This is a genomic window from Streptomyces sp. NPDC046931 (genome assembly GCF_040644655.1).
Classification (GTDB): Bacteria; Actinomycetota; Actinomycetes; order Streptomycetales; family Streptomycetaceae; genus Streptomyces.
The window spans coordinates 1-18754 of the sequence record NZ_JBEYWX010000005.1 but is presented as its reverse complement, the minus strand read 5'-3'; the positions used below and the strand labels follow the sequence as shown (position 1 = coordinate 18754).

The window sequence follows — 18754 nt, the reverse complement described above, 5'->3', positions numbered from 1 at the left end:
TCGTGGGGCCCGAGGACGACGGGGACGGCTTCATCGTTGAGTGGGGCGTCTGGGACTGGACCGGGAACCGGCCCGCGCTGTCTCTTGGACGACTGCTGGCCGTCAACGAGGACGACGATCGGCAGGATCCGTACTGGCAGCCCCAGTACTGGAAGGTGGGGTTCCAGGCATGCTTCACCGACAACCCCGCCTGGGCGGACCTGCACATCAGCGGTGGCGGAAACAGTGGCTTCGATCGGGCTGCCATCGGCAAGCCCAGAGCGGACGCGCTCGCGGCCATACGCCGTTACATCGACCAGGACCCGCTCCTCAGCGTGATGTGGCAGTCAGTTCCGACCGACATCGAAGTCACGCTCGACCGGGCAGGATAGCTGCACCTCCGGGTCATCTGTCCGACCAGATGAAGCAGCCGGCGACAGATCTCCTCCGGCCGGGGTTGCCGCGCTCGGCGAGATGGGCCTCGAGGGCCTGGACAGCGAGCGGCACCAGGGACACCCGCTTGTCGATGCCGCCCCTCACCACCCGGCCGGGGTTGCCGCGCTCGGCGAGACGCGATGTGGTTCCACCGGCCGTTCCGGGCCGACGAGTGGCTGCTGTACGACCAGAAGTCCCTGTCGGCATACGGCGGCCGCGGCCTCGGTCAGGCCCGCATCTACACGCGGGACTGGCGCCTGGCCATCTCGGTCATCCGGGAGGGCGTGGTACGGGTTCCGCGGGAACACTGAGGGACATGGCGAAAGCTCTGCACCCGGACCGGCGGGACACCGGCGCCGGAAGTACCCTCACGGTCGTCGTCGCCGCCCTCGCCAACCTCGGCATCGCGATGGCCAAGGTGGCGGCCGGCCTCATCAGCGGCTCCAGCGCCATGCTCTCCGAGGCCGCGCACTCGGTCGCCGACACGGTCACCCAGGTGTTGCTGCTGACGGCGCTCAAGCGCAGCCGGAAACCCCCCGACGAGGACCATCCCCTCGGATACGGCCCCGAACGCTACGTCTGGGCGCTGCTCGCCGCAGTCGCCACCTTCGTCGGCGGCGCGGTCTTCTCCCTCTACGACGGCATCCACACCCTGACGAGGGGCGAGACGCTCGGTGACCCGCGGGTGTCGTACATCGTCCTCGCGGTCGCCTTCGTGCTGGAGGGCTTCTCGCTGCGGACCGGGGTGCGCCAGGCGCGCGGTGACGCGGACCGCCGGGGGATGCCCTTCCGGCTCTATCTGCGGCACACGCCCGACACCGCCGTGAAGGCGGTGGTTCTGGAGGACTCGGCTGCGCTGATCGGCCTGGTGCTGGCGGCGGGCGGCCTGCTGGGCGGGCAGCTCACGGGATCCGGGGTCTGGGACGGCATCGCCTCCCTGTCCATCGGCGTGCTGCTGCTGTACGTCGCCTGGGTGCTCGGCCGGTCGAACGTGGAGCTTCTCATCGGGCGGCCGCTGCCCCGGCCGGTGCGGGAGCGGATCCGGGCGGAACTCCTGCAGGTGGAGCACATCGAGGCGGTACTGGAGCTGACGACGCTGGTGCAGGCGCCGGGGGAGGCCCTGGTGGCGGCCAAGGTCGACTTCCGTGACCTGTCGACCGCCGCCGAGGTCGAGTGGGCCTGCGAGCGGGCCGAGCAGCGACTGCACGAGGCGTTCCCGGCGGTGTGCCGGGTGTATCTGGACCCGACGCCCGGGCATGCGCAGCGGCGCTCCGAGGGCCTGAACCCTGGTTCGTGAAAACGGCTTGTGCGTGCGAGGGCTGGTCGGGCACATGTTCTGGCAGGAGCTCACGCTGCCCGGGATGGGACGTCCTCGGACACACCGCTGATGTGGCCCTTCTCCAGCCGCGTGTACCACTCGGTGCTGACCCCGGCCAGCACGGCGACCTCCTCGCGCCGCAGCCCGGGAACGCGGCGGCGGCTGCCGCTGGGCAGCCCGGCCTGTTTTCGCACGCCGCTCCGCAACCGGGACCCGGCAGGTCGGCCGTCGCGCCGTGACGTCGGCAGGACGTCCGTCGTTGTCCTGGCTGGTGCCGCCCCGTTGAGGCGCTGTGACGGTGCCCGGCCGAGTGCCGCGTCAGCCCACGACTGACGCGGACAGGCAGGCCCCAGACGCGGCGCGTCACTCACAGAGCCCCGCGTGTGGCCACGCCACCCAGCAGGCGCCGGATCGTGGGACCGGCCATAAGAACGGCACGGCCATGACCTCCACCCACCCGCGCAAGCGGCCACGGCGGCGCGGCGAGATCCCTCACGGCCCGCAGCAGGACACGGGCCTGCAGCAGATCCGCGACGCCCTGCCGCCCGCGCCCGAACCCTGCACCGTCGAGCCAGCCCCGCGCCCGGTGGGCGAGGAGGTGCCATGGGAGCTGCTGGCGCTGGTGACCCACCACTGCCGCCGCATCAGCGCCTACCTCGCCTGTGTCCAGCGCCTGCAGACCCTGCACGGTGACAGCATGAAGCCGTGGCAGCGCCTGGTCCTGTACGCCCTGACCGACGCGCTCGCCGACAACCACCTCTTGGTCGGCACCCTTGCCGCCTACCTCCAGCGTCAGGACCTCGACGCCGACCTGCTGCGCCGCTATCTGCAGTCCCCGGACCCCGACCGCTACATCACCTGCGAGGCCGTCCAGCACCTTGACGGCCTCACCGGCGCCGTACCCGAGGAAGCGGCCGAGCCGGTCTGGACCACCGTCGGTGGGCACGTCGCCCGCGACGGCAGCTGACCGGACCGGGCAGGACACCCATGCTCACCTTCGGTGGCGAGGTCACCGCGGGCGCCAGTACGCGTGTGTCTGACGTACGTCAGCGTCGATCACATCGCGCAGGAGCTCGCGATCGTCTGCGGGCAGGTGGCCGCCGAGGAGGTTCGCGGACAGCCGGTACGCCTCGGTCAGCTGTGGATCGCCGGCCGCGAGGACGCTGGAGAGCAGTGGTCCGTCCCGCCGGCTGGGCGTCAAGCCGCTCGAGGTGCCGGCCGCCGGGCGTGTGGCGAAGGGGCCCAGCTAGGCGCAGCAAGCCTTCCAACACGGACTCGCCGCACTCACACGGTGGGTCGAACGGGAAGGCAGGCGGCCCGTACCCCGCAGCACCGTCGTCCAGCTCGCTGTCGAGGGCGAGGCAGAACCGGTCCCCCTCAACTGGGCGTATGGATCTCCGACACTCGCGCCAGGCGTGGCAAGCTCACCCCCGACCAACTGGCCGCACGACGAAAACTCGGGGTGGGGTAGGCGTAGACCTGCGACGCGACACCGGCGATCCGACACGGCATGTGCGCTTCTCGTACGGCATACATGCGTTATGTGTACGCATGCCGTACGAGGATGTAGGCAGGCACCTAGGCCGTTAAGCGGGGCCCACGGGCCGACTCGAGGATCAGCGCGGGCCCCACCCCACGGGCATGGCCGGTCGGCGCGAGCGAGAGTCGTTCCTGCTGCTCGCCCGACAGCAGCTTCCAGGTGGCCGGTTGTTTCTGCCGGTGGAGCCAGCTGCGATGTGCCGGTTCGCTCTCGCCGTCGACGACGTCTCCTCTCCCTCGGTCGGGGGGAGGCGTTCCCCTCGCGCGCGGGATCTTTTCGTGCTGTGCGGCGGCTGTACTGAAGTGGCTGAACGCCACGGCCGCGGGCGAGGGCACACACCATCCCCGCCCGCGGCTATGACAGAGGGGAGTTTCCTATGGGTACCTGGACGCGACGGCGTCTGCTGCTGTCGGGCGCGGCCTCGGCGGCGTCCGCGGCCGGCCTCGCCACCAAGGCGACCGCATCAGCCGCGGCGGCCGGCCCGGCCAGGGCGTCCGCAGTCACCGGACCGGGACGGGACGACGTCGTGGAGGGGCTGCGTGCCCTGCCCGGGCTGAGGATCACCGAGGAGCGGCAGGGCGCCGAGGAGGGCTACCGCTTCTTCGTCCTCTCCCTTCGCCAGCCGGTCGACCACCGAAACTGGGCAGCCGGCACGTTCGAGCAGCGCCTGGTCCTCCTGCACACCTGCGCCGACCGTCCGACCGTGCTGTTCACGACCGGGTACGAGGCCGCGCTCACGCCACGCCGGGCGGAACCCACCGTGCTGCTGGGCGCCAACCAGATCCAGGTCGAGCACCGGTATTTCGGCACCTCGCTGCCGCTGACGCCTGCACCCGACTACTCCTTCCTGACCATCCGCCAAGCGGCCGACGACCACCACCGCATCGTCCGACTCCTGCGCACCTTGTACACCGGCGCCTGGATTTCCACCGGTGGCAGCAAGGGCGGCATGGCGAGCGTCTACCACCGCCGGTTCCACCCCCACGACGTCGACGCCACCGTGGCCTACTCAGCCGTGAACAACGTCGACGACCGCGACGACTCCGCCTATCTGCGCTTCCTGGACACCGTGGGCAACACCGCGACCCGCGACGCCCTCAAAGCCGCGCAACGCCGGCTCCTGCTCAACCGCACCGATCTGGTCGCCCGCTACCAGGCCTGGGCTGCCGCCGCGGGGACCGGGTTCGACATCGTCGGCAGCGCCGACAAGGCGTTCGAGATCGCCGTACTGCGCGCACCGTTCATGTTCTGGCAGAACGGTGAGAGCGCGGGCACCTCGGCCGTCCCCGGCCCGGACGCGAGCACCGACACGCTGTACGCGTGGCTTGAGGACACCGCCGCCCTGCCCGTCTACGCCGACTCAATCGCCCGGCACTACATCCCCTACTTCTACCAACTCGGCACCCAACTCGGCTACTTCGACGTCCCCACCGCCCACCTCGCCGATCTGCTGCGCCACCCGGACGCGATGCAGCCGCGCACCTTCGTCCCGCGCGACATCCCGATGCGCTTCGACCCCGCCGCGATGCCGGACATCGACCACTGGGTCAGCCGTAACGCCCACCGGCTGCTGTTCGTCAACGGCACCCAAGATCCCGCCGTAGCCGAGTCGTTCCACCCCCGCTCCCGCGACTCCCGCGTCCTGTGGGCCCCCGGCAGCAACCACCACGCCACCATCTCCGGCCTCGGCTCCAACGACCGCGCCGAGGCCCTCGCCCTCCTCACGCGCTGGACCAGCACCCGCTGAAGGCAGGCACGGCCTCGAGCGTACGCACACCGCACGGAAGACGGCCGCAATGCGTTCGTTCCAGGTGCGGCGGGCTCCAGGGCTGGTGTAGCTCCGGCGCTTCAGTACTACAAGGCGCAGCACTGACAGACGGTCCGCAGTTCGTTGAGCCAGGTGCGGATGTCCTTGGCGGTGAGCTTGGTGAGCTACTTCCGTCCGAGGCCTGGGATGAGGTACTGCTCGACGACGGCGGTGTAGCGGGTGTGGGTGTTCGCGCGGAGCTGGTGGACGGCGACGTTTTCCAGCCAGTGAGCTCTTTCAGCGTGGCCACTGATCGGGTGACGGGATCGATGCCCGCAACGCACGAGGCTCCCGTGCCGTTGGGGGAGGTGTTCGAAGTCTCAACCCACAGGCACAGGAGCCGCGTTGGTTCCGTATTCTGCCGCACTCGACCTGCCCCACGCCCTGGTCGAGTGGGTCACCATGCTCATCGTCACCCGCGAGGGTGACCGCCGCCGCAAGCTTCCCCCGCACCAGCGTGCCCTGGTCGGCCTGGTGTACCTGCGCCGACACGACACCCTCGCCCAGCTCGCTGCCGGGTTCGGCATCTCCGTCGGCACCGCCCACGCCTACACGACAGCCGTCGTCGACCTGCTCGCCGACCGCGCACCCGGCCTGCTACGCGCCCTGCGCGAGGCCAACCCGGACCACGTCCTCCTCGACGGCACCCTTGCGGAGTGCGACCGGGTCGGCGACAGCGGGGCCGACTTCTCCCACAAGCACCGCCGACACGGGGTAAACGTGCAGGTGGTGACCGACCCTGTCGGACAGTTGCTGTGGATCTCGCGCTCCGCCGGCGGTGGGGGCAGCCTCGTGGGGACGTCGTCGTACGAAACGCCAGGCACGGGCTTCACATGGTCGGGGGCCGTCACCCACCACCACGTACCAGGCGGGATCCACCCCGCCTTCAGGCGTGTTCCGCCAGGCCGGGATGGCCACCTTGTACAGCCAGGCGTCCGGGACTTGCTGGCGCTCCTGGAGGCGGCCGGTGACCTCCTGGCCGTCGGGAAGGACCACGGTGATGGGCGGCGGCTCGTGCGGCGTGTCCGCCACGGTTACGCCGCCTCCTGGCCCTCGCCGTCCCCGGGTTCGAGGGCGTGCTTGAGCTGGGACCGGGCCTCGGGCCGCCCGGGTGCGGCGGCCTCGCTCCAGAACGAGTGTGTGAGGATCACGGCAGTGAGGTCGCGTTCCCTCTCCCGCAGCGCGGTGACCTCCTTCTGCTCCTGCTCCGACCAGCCCGGCGAGTCCGGATACGACGGGGACGTGGCGAGCCAGTAGCCGTCGGGGCGCTCCCATGCCTCCATGGCATCCACGGAGTACGGCAGCGTCTTGACCAGGGCTTTGAGGCTGGTGCGCACCTCATTCAGGGCCTTCTGCGCCTCGAGGAGATCGTCGGGATAGGCGTACGTCGTCACGGCCCAACAGTAGTTCGACCCGCCCACAGTGTGCCTTTGCATGACGCTTGGCGAGTCGGTATCGCGTCACCGCTGGTCAGCCCCGAACGCTGCATGACAGTTGGCGAGGTTGTTGCCCGACAGTTGGCGAATTCGGAGTTGTTGGGTCCAAGAACGCCAGCCACGGCTCTCAGCCCAAGCTGTGGTGCCCAGCTCCGGTGTTGGAGAGGTAGGGCCCGGATATGCGTTTACGGCAGCACGCGTGTGTCCGTCCGTACAGCCAGGGGAGTACTGCGCCTATCTCGCGCGTGTTTTCCCTGGGGTCCGCAGAGTGAGGAGGGCGACGTCGTCGTCGTTGTCGGCGGGGCGGACCCGGCGCAGGAGCTGGTCGGTGAAGGAGGCGAGGGGGCGGTGGGCGAGGGCGGCGGCGTGCTGGCGCAGCCTGGCCAGGCCTTCGTCCAGGGAGTGTCCGGCTGCTTCGATGAGGCCGTCGGTGTACAGCAGGAGGGTGGATCCGGGCGGCAGTGCGGCGGTGGCGTCGGGGCGGGTTGTGCGGGTCTCGGTGCCCAGGAGGATTCCGTGGCCGTCGGTGAGGTAGCGGGTGAGGCCGTCCCGGCTGACGAGCAGGGGTGGCGGATGGCCGGCGTTGGTCCAGGACAGTTCCCAGTGGCCGTTGTCCGCCTGTTCGAGGCGGGCGAAGATCATGGTGACCATGGGGACGTTGGTGATGTGCGTGAGCGCCTCGTCGAGCCGCTGGACGATCCGGCTGGGGGGTTCTTGCTGGGACCAGGCGTAGGCACGGAGCACGTTGCGCACCTGCGCCATGCCGGCTGCTGCCTCCAGGTCGTGGCCGACGACGTCGCCGACGGCCAGGGCGGTGGCGCCGTCGGACAGGCGGAAGGCGTCGTACCAGTCGCCGCCGACCTGTGAGGCGTGGGGTGCGGGCAGATAGCGGGCGATCATCTCCAGCCCGGGCACGCGGGGCAGCTGGGGCAGCAGGTGGTTCTGCATGGTCTCGGCGACCTTGCGCTGACGCTGGTAGAGGCGGGCGTTGTCCAGAGCGACCGCGGCCCGGCGTGCGATGTCCTCGATCAGCGGCAGGTCGGCGGTGGTGAAGTCCCCCGCCCTCTCGGCACGGCCCAGGGTCAGGGCCCCCAGGACCTCCCGGGTGCTGCGGATGGGGACGATGGCCGCGGAGCGGATGCCGGTCGTCTCGAACAGGTGGCGCTGTTCGACCGCGATGCCGGAATCGGGTGGCTGCTGGTAGGTGTTGGGACCGGCAAGGGTGGAAGCGACCCCGCGCAGCGCTCTGGACAGTGGCATCGGGGATTCTTCCGGCACGGGGGGCATCGGTCCTTGAAGCTCTTCGTGGTGCACCAGAGTGCCGCCTTCGGCGTGGACCACGGCGGTGCGCCACACCTCGTCGCGCTCCGTGATCAGGTCGACGACCACCCAGTCGGCCAGCCGGGGCACGAGCAATGCCACGAGCCGGCGCAGCGCCTCGTTGGTGTCGAGGGTGGAAGTCAGCTGTGTCGTGGTCTCCGCCAGCAGGGCCAGCCGCTCGAGCTCGGTCAGCGCCTCAGCCACCGGCTCCGGCCGCCGGCCCGCTTCCTGCGGTGGCTGGTCGCAGTGGAAGACAACGAGCGTGGCGGCCTCCCGGCCACCGGTGTCGTAGGGAGTGATCACCCAGTTGATGGGCAGCAGGGAGCCGTCACCGCGGGCGAACCACTCTCCTTCGGCCTGGGCGGTGCGTCCGGCGTGGAAGGCCTGCCGCATGCTGCATCGGCTGGTCGGCATCGGCTGGCCGCGGGCATCGCGGTGCAGCAGATCGTGCGCGTCACGGCCGACGAGGTCCTCGGCGGGCCGGGCCAGCAGCTGCTCGGCTCGGGCGTTGACCGCGATGATGCACCCCTTCTCGTCCACTACGTACGCGCCCGCGCCGATGGCGGCCAGCGCCCCGGCCACAGTGGTGTCAGCCGCCTCACGGGATCGCTGATCCATGCTCTCGGTCCGCTCTGGCTCCGCCACGCGTGTGCCTCCTTCATGATCGCCGGTCGTGCCGCCCGCTGCGCACCCGGACGCTGCGTACTGTCCTGTCCTGCGTTCTTTTCCGCTACCCCCTTGTGCAGGCATACCGGCCCTTGCCCCCCTGAGGTTCCCCCGCAGTAGCGAACCGGAGCGCGCCACCACGCTCACCCACCAAGTCCAGCCGGCCATCACACAGAACACCACGGCGGCCAGCGGCAGCAGCACCACCGGCGCCCACCGGTTGGTGTCGCCCTCGGGAAGCCGCCGGCCGGTCCAGTGGGAGAGCCGGACCAGCCACACCAGGTACAGCGGCACGCCGATCACGATCAGCACCCACGTCGCAATCCGCAGTGCCCGCACGGTCTGTGGAGGAAGTCTGCCAGGGCTTCGGTCTTTTTTGGTTGGTGGTGTAGGGCCGTAGGTAGGCCCACTCGTCGAGCGGGGTGCGGTGGAAGCGTTCGACCTTGCCGTTGGTCTGAAACCTCCAGGGACGCGTCCAGCGCGGGCTGATGCCCAGGTCGCGGCAGGCATCGCCCCAGGTGTTCTTGGTGTAGGCCCAGGCGTTGTCGGTCAGGTCCCGCTCGACGGTCATGCCGCTTGCGGCGAACCAGGCGACCGCTCGTCGCAGAAAGGCTGCGCAGGTGGCGACCTTCTCATCGGGCAGGTGCTCGGTGTATGCCAGGCGGGAGTGGTCGTCCAGGGCGGTGTGCAGGTAGGCGTATGCGGTGCCGTTGCGGCGGTCCTGGTTGGCCCGGCCGGCTGCTCGACCGATGACTTTGTGGCCACCGCCGTGGGGGATGCGGCCGAGTTTCCTGACGTCGATGTGGACCGGTTCGCCGGGCCGCGAAGGAGACGGCCCGCAAGAACGGCGGCCGCGCGGCAAAGGCGAAGCTCCATGCTGGGACACCGGTCCGGCGGGACGTGCGCGCCCCGACGGGTCTGGGCGACGTGCTCGGTGCATTGGTCACCGAGCGGGCCTGGGAGCTCCCGGCCGCCGACGCCACGCTACGCGAGCGGAGGGCAGCCATCGCCCCACAGCTCGCCGGACACGTCGCAGCCGTCGGGTACGCCGTCGAATCCGGCCGCCTCACCGTCTGCCCGAGTCCACGGCGTGGGCGGCGGTCAGTGCAACCACGGTAGCCGTGCGGGGCGATCAGCCGAGGGCCACGGAGTTGTCGTGGAGACGCTGCGGGTCGCCCGCTGAGCGGGCCGCAGTGAGTTCGCCGTCAGCCGCCGTCGCTGTCCTCCGGGGTACCGACCACCCACCATTCCTCGGTGTCGTCGTCGGACGACGGTGGCGCGAAAGCGTCCGGTGCTTCCACGACGTCGTCCCGGCTCGCGGGTTCCACGATGACGCTCTCGGCGACCTCGACGATCCGCTGGGCCAGGCGGTACACAGCCCGCTGGTAGTCGGTCCGGAACGAGGCGATTCTTGTCAGCCCGTAGAGCCCCAGCTCGTGGTAGCGCTCTCCCAGATCCGGGTGGACGAACTGCAGCTGTTGAGCCGGTAGGGGCAGGTCACGAGCCTCGATTGGCGTCCAAAGGATGGGGACGATGGCGCTCGGTGAGCGAGAGTTGTCGAATCGGAGATGGCTTCGGCGGTGGGTGAACGCAGCCCATTCCCTGCCGCACCAGTTGCTGGTGAAGTAGCGTGGTGAATAGAGCGGCACGAAGACCCGACAGGTGGCGAGCGCGTCGGACATCTCTTCGCTCCAGGGCTGTCCCACCCCAATCGTCGATCGGTCCATGAACCCTGCTCTGAGCCCTGCTCCGGCCCCTCTTCCGAACCTTGCTCTGTCGGAAGGCGGCCCGGTCAAGTTCCGAATGTGATCGTTCAGATCGCGGAAGAGTCGGCTGATTGGTGCATTGGGGTCCAATGCGCTTGCGTCGCCTCGGGGAGTGTGCGCATAGCTCAGGTAGAAGTAGGGAGCTGGCTCGCTTGAGTCGTCGTAGGCGGTGCGGGCAGAGCTCGGGAACTTTGCCGCCGGTTTCTCCGATTGCAGGGCGGCGAGCGCCTGCCGGTAAGCGGTGGCCATTGCCGTCTGCCCTAGTTCCTGGGCCAGGGTTTCGAGAACGCGTTGAAGCTCGGCGTAGTCGTCCAGGTCGGCCGCTGTCCTCCCTTGCTCCACCGCCTGGGCGATCAGGTCCACGACTCGACTGATATCGGTGCTGCCGCTGGTGGCGACGGCCTCGTGGACCCAGTCCAGACGGGGGGCGCGGATGCGGTCCAGGACCGGGTTCAGCTGCTGTGTCAGAGAGGCGAGCGAGACCAGCTGGCCACCCTGAGGGACGGGCCGGCCTGGGACGGCGCTTCCCAGCGGGAGGTCGGCGCGGGCGCGTAGCGCTCCATGAGGATCCGCGACGAGGGCTGCGCCTGCCTGGGTCGCTCTGTGCTGCTGTTCCAGGTATTCGGTCACGTACTGGTGCGTGGCGCGCTCGTCGGAGCGTCGTACGAGTTCCCGCAGTGATTCCGCGACGGCAGGAGGGAACGCGAATGAGCGTCGGTCCCAGGGCATTGCCTCGTGCGGGAGTGGATCCCCTCCGTCCGCCGTTACGGGAGTGTAGGCCGTCAGCATGCCCGCGAGGAACACCTCAGCCAGATGTTCGGGACCTGACCCCGGTACCGCGGAGTGCTGCACCAGCCGCATGAGAGGGACGCTCAACGCCGTCCCCGCACTCGCGAGATGGGCGGCCAGTCGGCGGGCGTTGTCCGACGCATAGGCCAGGAACTCCTCCAGCGCATCCTCGGCGGACGGCTCGGCCGCCGCGTCGCCGGGCACGAATGGTGCTGGAGTGCTCAACTGGTCCGGGTCATAGAAGTGGAGAGCCGACTCGCCTGCCGGTGCCCCGACCAATTGGGCCCATGCCCGGGCCGAGGTACCGCGCATGATGTCGATCACCGGGATCGGCGGGGAGGGCAGGGGCAGAAGACCCCGGGGCAGTCGAGGGTGGCGCAGCCGGATGTGGCGGTTGGGGACGGCGGGCCGGGGAGCTGAGGCCATCAACCGCAGGGTGGGCAGACCCGTGCCCGGCCACATGTCCTCGGGAAGGACTTGGAAGACCGCGGTGGACGCCTTCGCTGCCCAGAGCAGCGCGTATTCTTGCGCCTTGCCGGTCTGCCAGGCCTGGCCCACTCCGTCAGTCAGGAACACCACGAGGCATCGGTTGCCGACAGCGGGGTGGACCGTGGCGGCGCTGTGACGGAATGGTTCGGCCGTGAACCAAACCCGCTCGGGGTCGTCGGTGTTCATGCCGACGAGGCGGGTGCGGCGGAACGCCTTGAGCCGGTGGAGTTCCTGGTGCAGTTCCTTGGCCACGTCGTGCCACACCGCCATGGAGATGCCGTCGTCGACGACTAGTGTCAGGTCCAGCGAAGGTTCGCGCGTGGGCGTGAGGACGATGTCGTTGAAGCCGTCGGCGAGTGCCGCAACAGTGGCTGCGATGTCGAGGTGGAAGCGGGTCCGTGAAGGAACCATGGAGCGTAGCGGCCGCAGAGCTCTGGTCATGACTCGGGCCTGGGTGAGGGCTCTCGGTGTGGGGATGCGAGTGGGTGAGACGGCCGCGCCGACTGCTTCCGACCAGTCCACCGAAGCGTAGAGCGTGCAGCTGTCGGCCTGCCCCGTCCCGGTCATCTGCGCGTCGCTGCTGCCCCTGCCGAGGCTTGGCACGGCAGGACCGCTCACCGTGAGGGGCTCACCGCCGAGCGACTGGCGGAGCGGTCCGCTGTCGGGCTGCACCGCCAGCCATAAGATGTCGGCGAGTTCTTCCGGTGTCGGGTCGTATCCGGCTGTGGCCAGCGCCGAGCGCAGGGCTGCGATCACGGGGCGTCGTCCGTGTTGTCGAGCGGTGTGAGCACGGCCTTGAGTACATGCGGGTCGAGGCCGACCGCATTCAGCCGCAGGTGGATGGCGTTGAGCAGTTGATCCGTGGCCAGCCTCCCACGGCGTCCCGCTTCACCGAACTTATTGATCATCTCTTCCACGGCGGCCAGGGTGCCCTCGTCGGCGCTGGTGAAGTCGTCCCCGAACTGGGCTTTGACCACATCCTTGAGGTGTTCCGGTTCCGGATCCTTCAGATCGAGACGCACACAGCGCCGCAGGAACGCCGGCGGGAAGTCCCGCTCGCCGTTGCTGGTGATGATCACGACCGGGAACTCCTGGCAGCACACCCACCCGTCAACCACGGTCGCCGACGGGGGCTGCGGCCCGTCCTCCGCCGTTTCACCGACTGTGTCCGGTGCCCGGTAGGGGGCCGGGCGGGTGAGTGCGACCTGGGCTGTCGCGGCGCCTGTCTCCAGGGCCTGGCGGCTGAGCTCCGGTATTTCGAAGGCACCGTCCTCGAACACGGTCAGAAGATCGTTGGGTAGGTCGATGTCGCCCTTGTCCAGTTCGTCGATCAACAGGACGCGAGGGCTGCCGGGCACGGAGGCCAGGGCCGTGCCGAGGGGACCCAGGACGACGTACTCCTCCACGGGCAGGCGGCGGCCCGAGTCCGCGGATGCGGTGGCATCCCGCAGGCGGGACACAGCGTCGTAGCGGTACAGCGCTTCGGTGAGAACCGAGCGGGAGTTGACCGCCCAGTGCAGGACCTCACCGAGACCGAGGTCGTCGGCGATCGCATACGCCAGCGATGACTTGCCGACGCCCGGGAAGCCGGTCACGAGCAAAGGCCGGCGCAGTTGGAGGGCCGCGTTGACCACATCGGTGTCCTCGGGCCGGATGACGTAAGCCGGGCGTTTGGGCCGCTGTGGTCCGAACCGCCGCCACGGCGGACCTGGAGGCAGCTGAACCGGCAGTGCGTCATGCGGATGGCCGAACAGTCCTCCGGGGGAATCGGCGCCGTTCACGAGCGGGGGATCCTTCCAGGAACACGGGGGCGGATCCGGGGTGGTACACGGCCCGGATCGTCCCACAGGAGAACCAGATCATTTCTGCTGCGCGCAGTCGCCTCGTCCGCTTCGCCGCGCAACTGCCTGACCTCCTCCGGAAGACGACCCGGGTGGACGACCGTCCGCAGGTCGGTGAGGTCGTCATCGCACCGTTTGCCGTCGATTCGGCGATGCCATGTCATCACCGGCACCCCAGCTTCGGCGCAGTAGGCAAGTGCCGGCGTGTACTCCGGCCAGCTGCCCGTGAGTTCGACGCAGCCCACCTGCGGCCGGCCATCGAGGGCGGCCTTGAGGGCCGGCAGATCATTCGCGTCATGCCGAATCCAGTGGTGATCGCCGGGAGTGTTGTCCTGGTGGCACGCGATCCATCGGTGATGCCAGGCCGTGCGGCGTCCGGCGCAGCGGACGACGACCGTCGCGATCTGGCCCAGCGGAAGGTTGTCCACCTCGCGATGGCACACGGGGATCCGCTCGACCTGCAGTTCCAGCTGGCTGTGCGGGAGGAAGAATTCCACACCGAGGTCGACCTGCCCTTCCGCGCCCTCGTGCCGCATGTCGATCAACGGCTCGATCAGTTCCGCGAGTGCCAGTTGTGTGTGGCGCCAGGTGGCGAACTCCTTGCCGGACTCACTTGCCAGTGCCTGCGGGTGGCTGTTGACGGAATCGACGAGCCAGGCGGAATGGATGTAGCGCCCGCGTCCTGTCGGGGCCTCCGGGTCTTCGACGTCGAGACGCACCAGCAGCCACGCCTTGTCGCCGCGCCGACGTGCGGCCTCCTGCCGTGCCGTGGCCAGTCGGGAGGTCAAGGCACCCTCATGTCCGGTTCGGTGCGCCACACGTGAGCCCCATTCGACGAGACCTGTGGCGTCGCTCTCATGGGCTTCTGCTTCGGCGGCCAGGAGCGAGGTGAAGCGGAACAGCGGCGGGATCGTTCCTGTGCCCTTGCGGCACCCGGCGGCCTCCAACGAGCGCACAAGCGTATCGGTGTCCCCTGCCGCGGCGACGTGGTGGCGCAGCCTTCTGTCGTACAGTGCGGTGGCACGAGGATCGGGCAGTCCGGCGGTGGCCAGAAGAACGATGAGCTGGGAGTGCTCCTCGCTCGTGAGGAACTCATTGGGCCGCAGTTCCTGCCCTGCCTGTCGGGCGGCGTGCAGGGTGTGGGTGTCCACCCGGGCCTCGGGCAGCACGGTCAGCAGGTCGAGCAGGGTCGGCACGCCGTGCGGTGTCCGGGCCGCGGCAGTGACGATCTGCTGGCAGGTCGCCGCCTGCGCGCCGATGCTTACCGGCACCACGACCGGGACCAGCTCCGTGAGCCGGGCGACGCACGCCTGACGCGCTGAAGCATCGGGCAGCACCGCGTCGAAAAGCGCAGCCAGCTGTTGCTCCTCGGCAGTGGGCGGCACGAGGAACTCGCCGGTGGCGATGGTCCGGCCGTCCCAATTGCGCCGCAGCAGACTCGGTTTCTGCCAGGTAAGCCGTTTCTTGCGCAGGACATCGAACTCGGCGTCGATGCGGTCGCTGACCTGATGGAGATCTGGCAGGACGTTGCGGGTGCCATCGTCGAGGAACCGCAACAGGGCCTGGGGGAAAAGACTGGCGGCTCCGCCCCGGGCCTGATCGCCGCGTCGCGCGACGCGCGCGCGCTGACCCGTGCTGCATGCGTGCATGACGAACAGGCCGCGCTCGGTGACGTAGCTGTGCCGCACGCCCACCTCGACCTTGCTGATCCAGTCCTCGCGTGGCTGGTTCTGGCAGGCGTTGACGGCGACGGCGACTTTCAGTACCCCCCGGCCTCCCCGTGCCCCCAGTCTGGTGGACTGCAGTGCCAGTTGCAGTGCGTCGACGTCCACGACTCGCTTGGTGTCCCTGGAGCTGTCGGACAGCACCAGGACGTGACTGCCGCTGCTGTCGATGAGGCCGTGGCCTGACCAGAAGACCCACAGGAGGTCGGCCTCCAGGTGTCGCATGCCCTCTTGGAAGTGACGTGAGATGACACCGGAGGATGCTTCCTGTACCCGCATCTCCGAGGGGAGGGTGGGGACGCCGCCAGGGCTGGGCAGGCTCACCGCGAGGGGAGAAGCGAAGAGGGTGACATTCGTGGCGGGCACTTCGCACTGGTCGACCAGCCAGGAGATGAACGCGCAGGCATCCGCGTAGGGTCCCGCGACGTTCCACTCGCTGTCCTCGTAGGCCTCGATGGCGACGACCAGTGCGTGAGTGCGCCGTGGATCAATCGCGTGCGGCATCGAAGAGCTCTTTGTCCAGCCACTTGTAGAACGGGGCATGGTCCCAGTAGGCGGAGTGCGCGCGTAGCAGCGGGCGGCGCGTGTTGAACGCAACGTCCTTGACCCGGCTTGCACCGAAGACCCCGGCGCCGACGTAGGCGAGTGGGTCGCGGGGGTCATACACGTTGATCCACTGTTCCGGGAAGAACGAGGGCAGCGGGTCACCGTAGGACAGCGAACTCAAGGCGTCGAGTTCGTACAGGAAGGGAGCTTGGGAGCCCACCGTCACCAAGGCCTTGACCCGATCACGGTGGTCCTCGGTGGCCAGCAGGTCGACACATGCGACCCCACCCAGGCTGTGGGCCAGGACCACCACGGGTGGGGGTGCTGTTCGCAGGACCTGGGAGATGTGCTGACGGAGTCCTTCACCTCGAGTCTGATAGCGGAGGATGTCCCCGATGGGCGGAGCGGCCTGACGGCTGAGGTTCGAGCGGCGCCGGCGCACACGCCAGGAGGCCGTCCATTCCGCGCTGCGCCAGAAAGGCAGCCACACTGGCCGTGTGACGTCGGAGACGATACCGAGGGCCGCCCCCGGCTCGCCGAGCGCGCTGAGCACCACCTCCAGCAGGGCGTCGACGGCGGCGCCGTCCAGGCTCGCTCCTGCGGCGTCCCACTGCTGGTCCGCCGTGGCCAGCATCGCCGCGACGACGGCACGCGCGGCGACCTGACGCACCGTCGACAGCGGCGAGGTGGTTTCCCTCAGCGTCGTCGCCAGGATGTGGGCAACCTCGCCGGCCGCGCTGACAACCTCGGGGACCGGCACACCGTAGGCCTTGGCTGCTTCCGCGACCGCAGGGTCGTCGGCCAACTCGTCAAGGCGCGGGCACAGGTCCTCCGCCGGGCTCTCGTCCTGAGGCACGTACCTCTCGGCGCGGCGATCGTCCTCCTCGGCCAGCAGAAACAGCTCCGCGAAGGGGTCAGCGTCCAGGAGGGCCCAGGATGCCAGCCGCACCTCCTCCGCGGCCGGATCCGGTGCCCGGGCGTCGGCTTCACCGGGCTTGGGTGGCAGCGAGGAGCCGTTGCAGTGCAGACGCGCACCGTGCTCCTCCCCCCAGAAGCAACGCACTGGTGTCAAGTCGCGGCTCAGCTTTGCCAAATGGCCGGAGACCAGATCGAAAAGCGACGTGTAGCCGTCCTCGCGGACGCCCGTTCCATGCACCAGGACAACGCTCGTCATGCAACCCCCCGCTGTCATTGCTTGCGGCCAGCTTGGCAGAACTGCCCTGGTTTTGAACCCTCGTTGCACAGATGAGGTAGCGCGGTTCGATTGGGCCTTTCCGAAATGCAATGCTTCGGGTGCGAGACCCCTGGGCACTGGCGGCCGCCCCGTCTGCGCTGGGTGCTGGAGCAGTTCCACTGGATACTGCGCCGAGGGCGAGGTGTTCGCGAACTCCTCCAAATGGGGCGGCGCGCCGGGCTAAGCTGCTGGACGGCGAGGCGTGGGAGCAGGCCGAGCCCGCCGTGCTGGCCTCCGTGGGACTGCCCGCCGATGCGGGCGGGCACCTGGCCGCGCCGGCCGCGCTGCTGGACGGCACCTACCGCAAGATCGCCGGACGGGTGCCGGCGAATTCCCATATCGTGCCGAACCGGCCCCCTACGCAATGTGCGGGAAGCGGCGGAGGCCGTGCTGCCCCGCGTCGACATGCCGAAGGCCCAGCTGGAAGTGTTTTCGTGGACCGGCGCCGACCAGGCGTTCAGGGGTTGGGCCGGGTTTGCCGCGGTCTGTATGAGGGCGTTGCCCAGGCTGCCGAGAACACCGGCGGACTCCGCACCCCGCTCGCACAGGAAGGCAACGGCCTCCCCGCAGCCCATCGGGGGGTAGTACTCGATCTCGATGCCGTCGTCCTCGAAGCACCGGTCGAGTGACTCCCGGCCGATGCCGACCAGCAACTCGACGACGTCGGCCCGGTCGGGCGTGGCGCCGTCGGCGGCCGGCTCGAACAGAAAGTGCAGGCTGGCTGCCGTGGGGAGGGCGGACTGCGCTGGAGGGCGTACGGACGGCGACTGACGCGAGTTTCGTTAGAGGTGTGCGCCTTCGCGCCGCAACCCCGCGCGGTAGGGCGATAGCCCAGTGGGGGAGCATCTGCTCAATCACCACCTGATCCATGAGCGGTCGTCATGCCTTCCGCCCACTACGCCGCGTCGTCTGTCCTGTTCACGTGCCTGTTGCTGGCCGGCTGATCGCTCAAGCTGGGCGACGGCACGGCCGGGTCGCTGGGCGCGACGCCGACGTCGCAGGCGTCGGCCACGTGTGCGGGCGGGGCCTCCCGGTCCGCGATCGCCGTCGGTGCCGGACCCCAGGCGAGGTACGCCGTTCAGCAGCAGCAGCCGGCGGGCAGCTGCCCCTACCGGTACGAGAACGGTGAGCCGCTTCCAGATCCGAAGTGCACACCCGGAGCCGTCTCTCCGGCTGTCACTCAGGCGAACCTGAGGTCGACGATCTGCCGCAAGGGCGGCTATACCAGAGGCATTCGGCCGCCCGTCTCCGTCACGAGCAAGCAGAAGAAGCTGAACGCCGCCTCCTATGGCTACACCGGCCGCCCGGGCGATGCCGAGTACGACCACCTCATCTCGTTGCAGCCAGGAGGCGACCCCAACGACGAACGCAACCTGTGGGTTGAACCCGCCGGCCCCGGCCACAAGTCCGGCGGCGGCATCAACAACAAGAAGGACCCGGTGGAGACGAAACTGCACACCGCGGGCTGCGGCGGCAAGGTAACTCTCGCCGCCGCCCAGAAAGCCATCGCCAGCGACTGGACCACGGCCCTGGCCAAGCTGGGCCTGAACTGCCCAGCCGGGCTGGCGCAGACGGCACTGCGGCCGTCGGCGCTCGCCCAAGTGTGTGGACAGGGCTGCCCTGAAGAGACTGCGTGCGTGCCGAGGGTGTGGCACCCTCGGTCTTCGCGTTTACGGCAAGTCGAAAACCCACTCGTACTTAGGGTTGTCCAACTCTCGCTGATCGACAACAACGTCGGTGCCCGATGTGAAGTCGCCATCTTTGGCGGTGACGCTGAGGTTGAAAGGGTGGGGTGACAGCGGGCGTTGGCGGTGCTAGATCCTCGTCATGAGGTACGCGGATGGCGGCGGCCTGACCGCCGCGG

General features: G+C 69.2%; 12 protein-coding genes and 6 pseudogenes. 8 read left to right on the top strand and 10 right to left on the bottom strand.

All coding sequences use genetic code 11. From position 1 onward, the window contains the following. Positions 1-2: 2 nt before the first annotated feature. The 3 genes and pseudogenes from ABZ876_RS11835 (at position 3) to ABZ876_RS11825 (ending at position 1711) form a co-directional block, all read left to right on the top strand. On the top strand, positions 3-371 hold the full coding sequence (locus tag ABZ876_RS11835) for a hypothetical protein (RefSeq protein WP_361778182.1): 369 nt from the start codon (positions 3-5) through the stop codon (positions 369-371). Between the two features lie 180 nt (positions 372-551). Continuing rightward, positions 552-725: pseudogene (locus tag ABZ876_RS11830) on the top strand (acyl-CoA thioesterase II); the annotation flags it as partial. Between the two features lie 5 nt (positions 726-730). Next, entirely contained in the window at positions 731-1711 is a 981-nt protein-coding gene (locus ABZ876_RS11825; RefSeq protein ID WP_361778179.1) for a cation diffusion facilitator family transporter, read from the top strand. Between the two features lie 68 nt (positions 1712-1779). On the opposite strand, the pseudogene ABZ876_RS11820 reads toward ABZ876_RS11825, so the two are convergent. Continuing rightward, a pseudogene (locus tag ABZ876_RS11820) lies at positions 1780-1938 on the bottom strand (helix-turn-helix domain-containing protein); the annotation flags it as partial. A gap of 236 nt (positions 1939-2174) precedes the next feature. Between ABZ876_RS11820 and ABZ876_RS11815 the strand changes: the two are divergent. Next, entirely contained in the window at positions 2175-2699 is a 525-nt protein-coding gene (locus tag ABZ876_RS11815) for a hypothetical protein (RefSeq protein WP_361778176.1), read from the top strand. Positions 2700-2741: 42 nt separating this feature from the next. Here ABZ876_RS11815 and ABZ876_RS11810 read toward each other — a convergent pair whose 3' ends face one another. Beyond that, positions 2742-2933, bottom strand: coding sequence for a hypothetical protein (locus ABZ876_RS11810; RefSeq protein WP_361778173.1), 192 nt, complete (start codon positions 2931-2933; stop codon positions 2742-2744). Positions 2934-2964: 31 nt separating this feature from the next. On the opposite strand from ABZ876_RS11810, the pseudogene ABZ876_RS11805 reads away from it, so the two are divergent. Continuing rightward, a pseudogene (locus ABZ876_RS11805) lies at positions 2965-3203 on the top strand (helicase associated domain-containing protein); the annotation flags it as partial. Positions 3204-3648: 445 nt separating this feature from the next. Then, positions 3649-5019, top strand: coding sequence for a S28 family serine protease (locus ABZ876_RS11800; protein WP_361778170.1), 1371 nt, complete (start codon positions 3649-3651; stop codon positions 5017-5019). Between the two features lie 116 nt (positions 5020-5135). Here the strand turns inward: ABZ876_RS11800 and ABZ876_RS11795 are convergent. Beyond that, positions 5136-5309: pseudogene (locus ABZ876_RS11795) on the bottom strand (site-specific integrase); the annotation flags it as partial. A gap of 115 nt (positions 5310-5424) precedes the next feature. On the opposite strand from ABZ876_RS11795, the pseudogene ABZ876_RS11790 reads away from it, so the two are divergent. Continuing rightward, positions 5425-5844, top strand: a pseudogene (locus ABZ876_RS11790) (transposase family protein); the annotation flags it as partial. Positions 5845-6113: 269 nt separating this feature from the next. Here the strand turns inward: ABZ876_RS11790 and ABZ876_RS11785 are convergent. The 7 genes and pseudogenes from ABZ876_RS11785 to ABZ876_RS11755 all read right to left on the bottom strand — a co-directional run bounded on the left by ABZ876_RS11785 (position 6114) and on the right by ABZ876_RS11755 (position 16830). Beyond that, the gene (locus ABZ876_RS11785; protein WP_361778167.1) at positions 6114-6473 is read right to left on the bottom strand and encodes a nucleic acid-binding protein; all 360 of its coding nucleotides are present in this window, start codon (positions 6471-6473) and stop codon (positions 6114-6116) included. Positions 6474-6749: 276 nt separating this feature from the next. After that, positions 6750-8453: a SpoIIE family protein phosphatase gene (locus tag ABZ876_RS11780; protein ID WP_361779011.1), complete on the bottom strand. Its 1704-nt coding sequence runs from the start codon at positions 8451-8453 to the stop codon at positions 6750-6752. Between the two features lie 433 nt (positions 8454-8886). After that, positions 8887-9321, bottom strand: a pseudogene (locus ABZ876_RS11775) (DDE-type integrase/transposase/recombinase); the annotation flags it as partial. A 385-nt stretch (positions 9322-9706) separates the two neighbouring features. Next, positions 9707-12301 (bottom strand): TIR-like protein FxsC, encoded by a 2595-nt coding sequence (locus ABZ876_RS11770; RefSeq protein ID WP_361778164.1) that lies wholly within the window; start codon positions 12299-12301, stop codon positions 9707-9709. Beyond that, positions 12298-13326, bottom strand: a complete 1029-nt coding sequence (locus tag ABZ876_RS11765; RefSeq protein WP_361778161.1) for a MoxR family ATPase — start codon at positions 13324-13326, stop codon at positions 12298-12300. The genes ABZ876_RS11770 and ABZ876_RS11765 overlap by 4 nt, the downstream gene beginning before the upstream one ends. Beyond that, entirely contained in the window at positions 13323-15218 is a 1896-nt protein-coding gene (locus ABZ876_RS11760) for a hypothetical protein (protein ID WP_361778159.1), read from the bottom strand. Before ABZ876_RS11760 ends, ABZ876_RS11765 begins: the two co-directional genes overlap by 4 nt. A 379-nt stretch (positions 15219-15597) precedes the next feature. Beyond that, entirely contained in the window at positions 15598-16830 is a 1233-nt protein-coding gene (locus ABZ876_RS11755) for a hypothetical protein (RefSeq protein ID WP_361778156.1), read from the bottom strand. Between the two features lie 1397 nt (positions 16831-18227). On the opposite strand from ABZ876_RS11755, the gene ABZ876_RS11750 reads away from it, so the two are divergent. Continuing rightward, positions 18228-18686 carry a hypothetical protein gene (locus ABZ876_RS11750; protein ID WP_361778153.1) on the top strand — a complete coding sequence of 153 codons (459 nt, stop codon included), beginning with the start codon at positions 18228-18230 and terminating at the stop codon, positions 18684-18686. Positions 18687-18754: the final 68 nt, after the last annotated feature.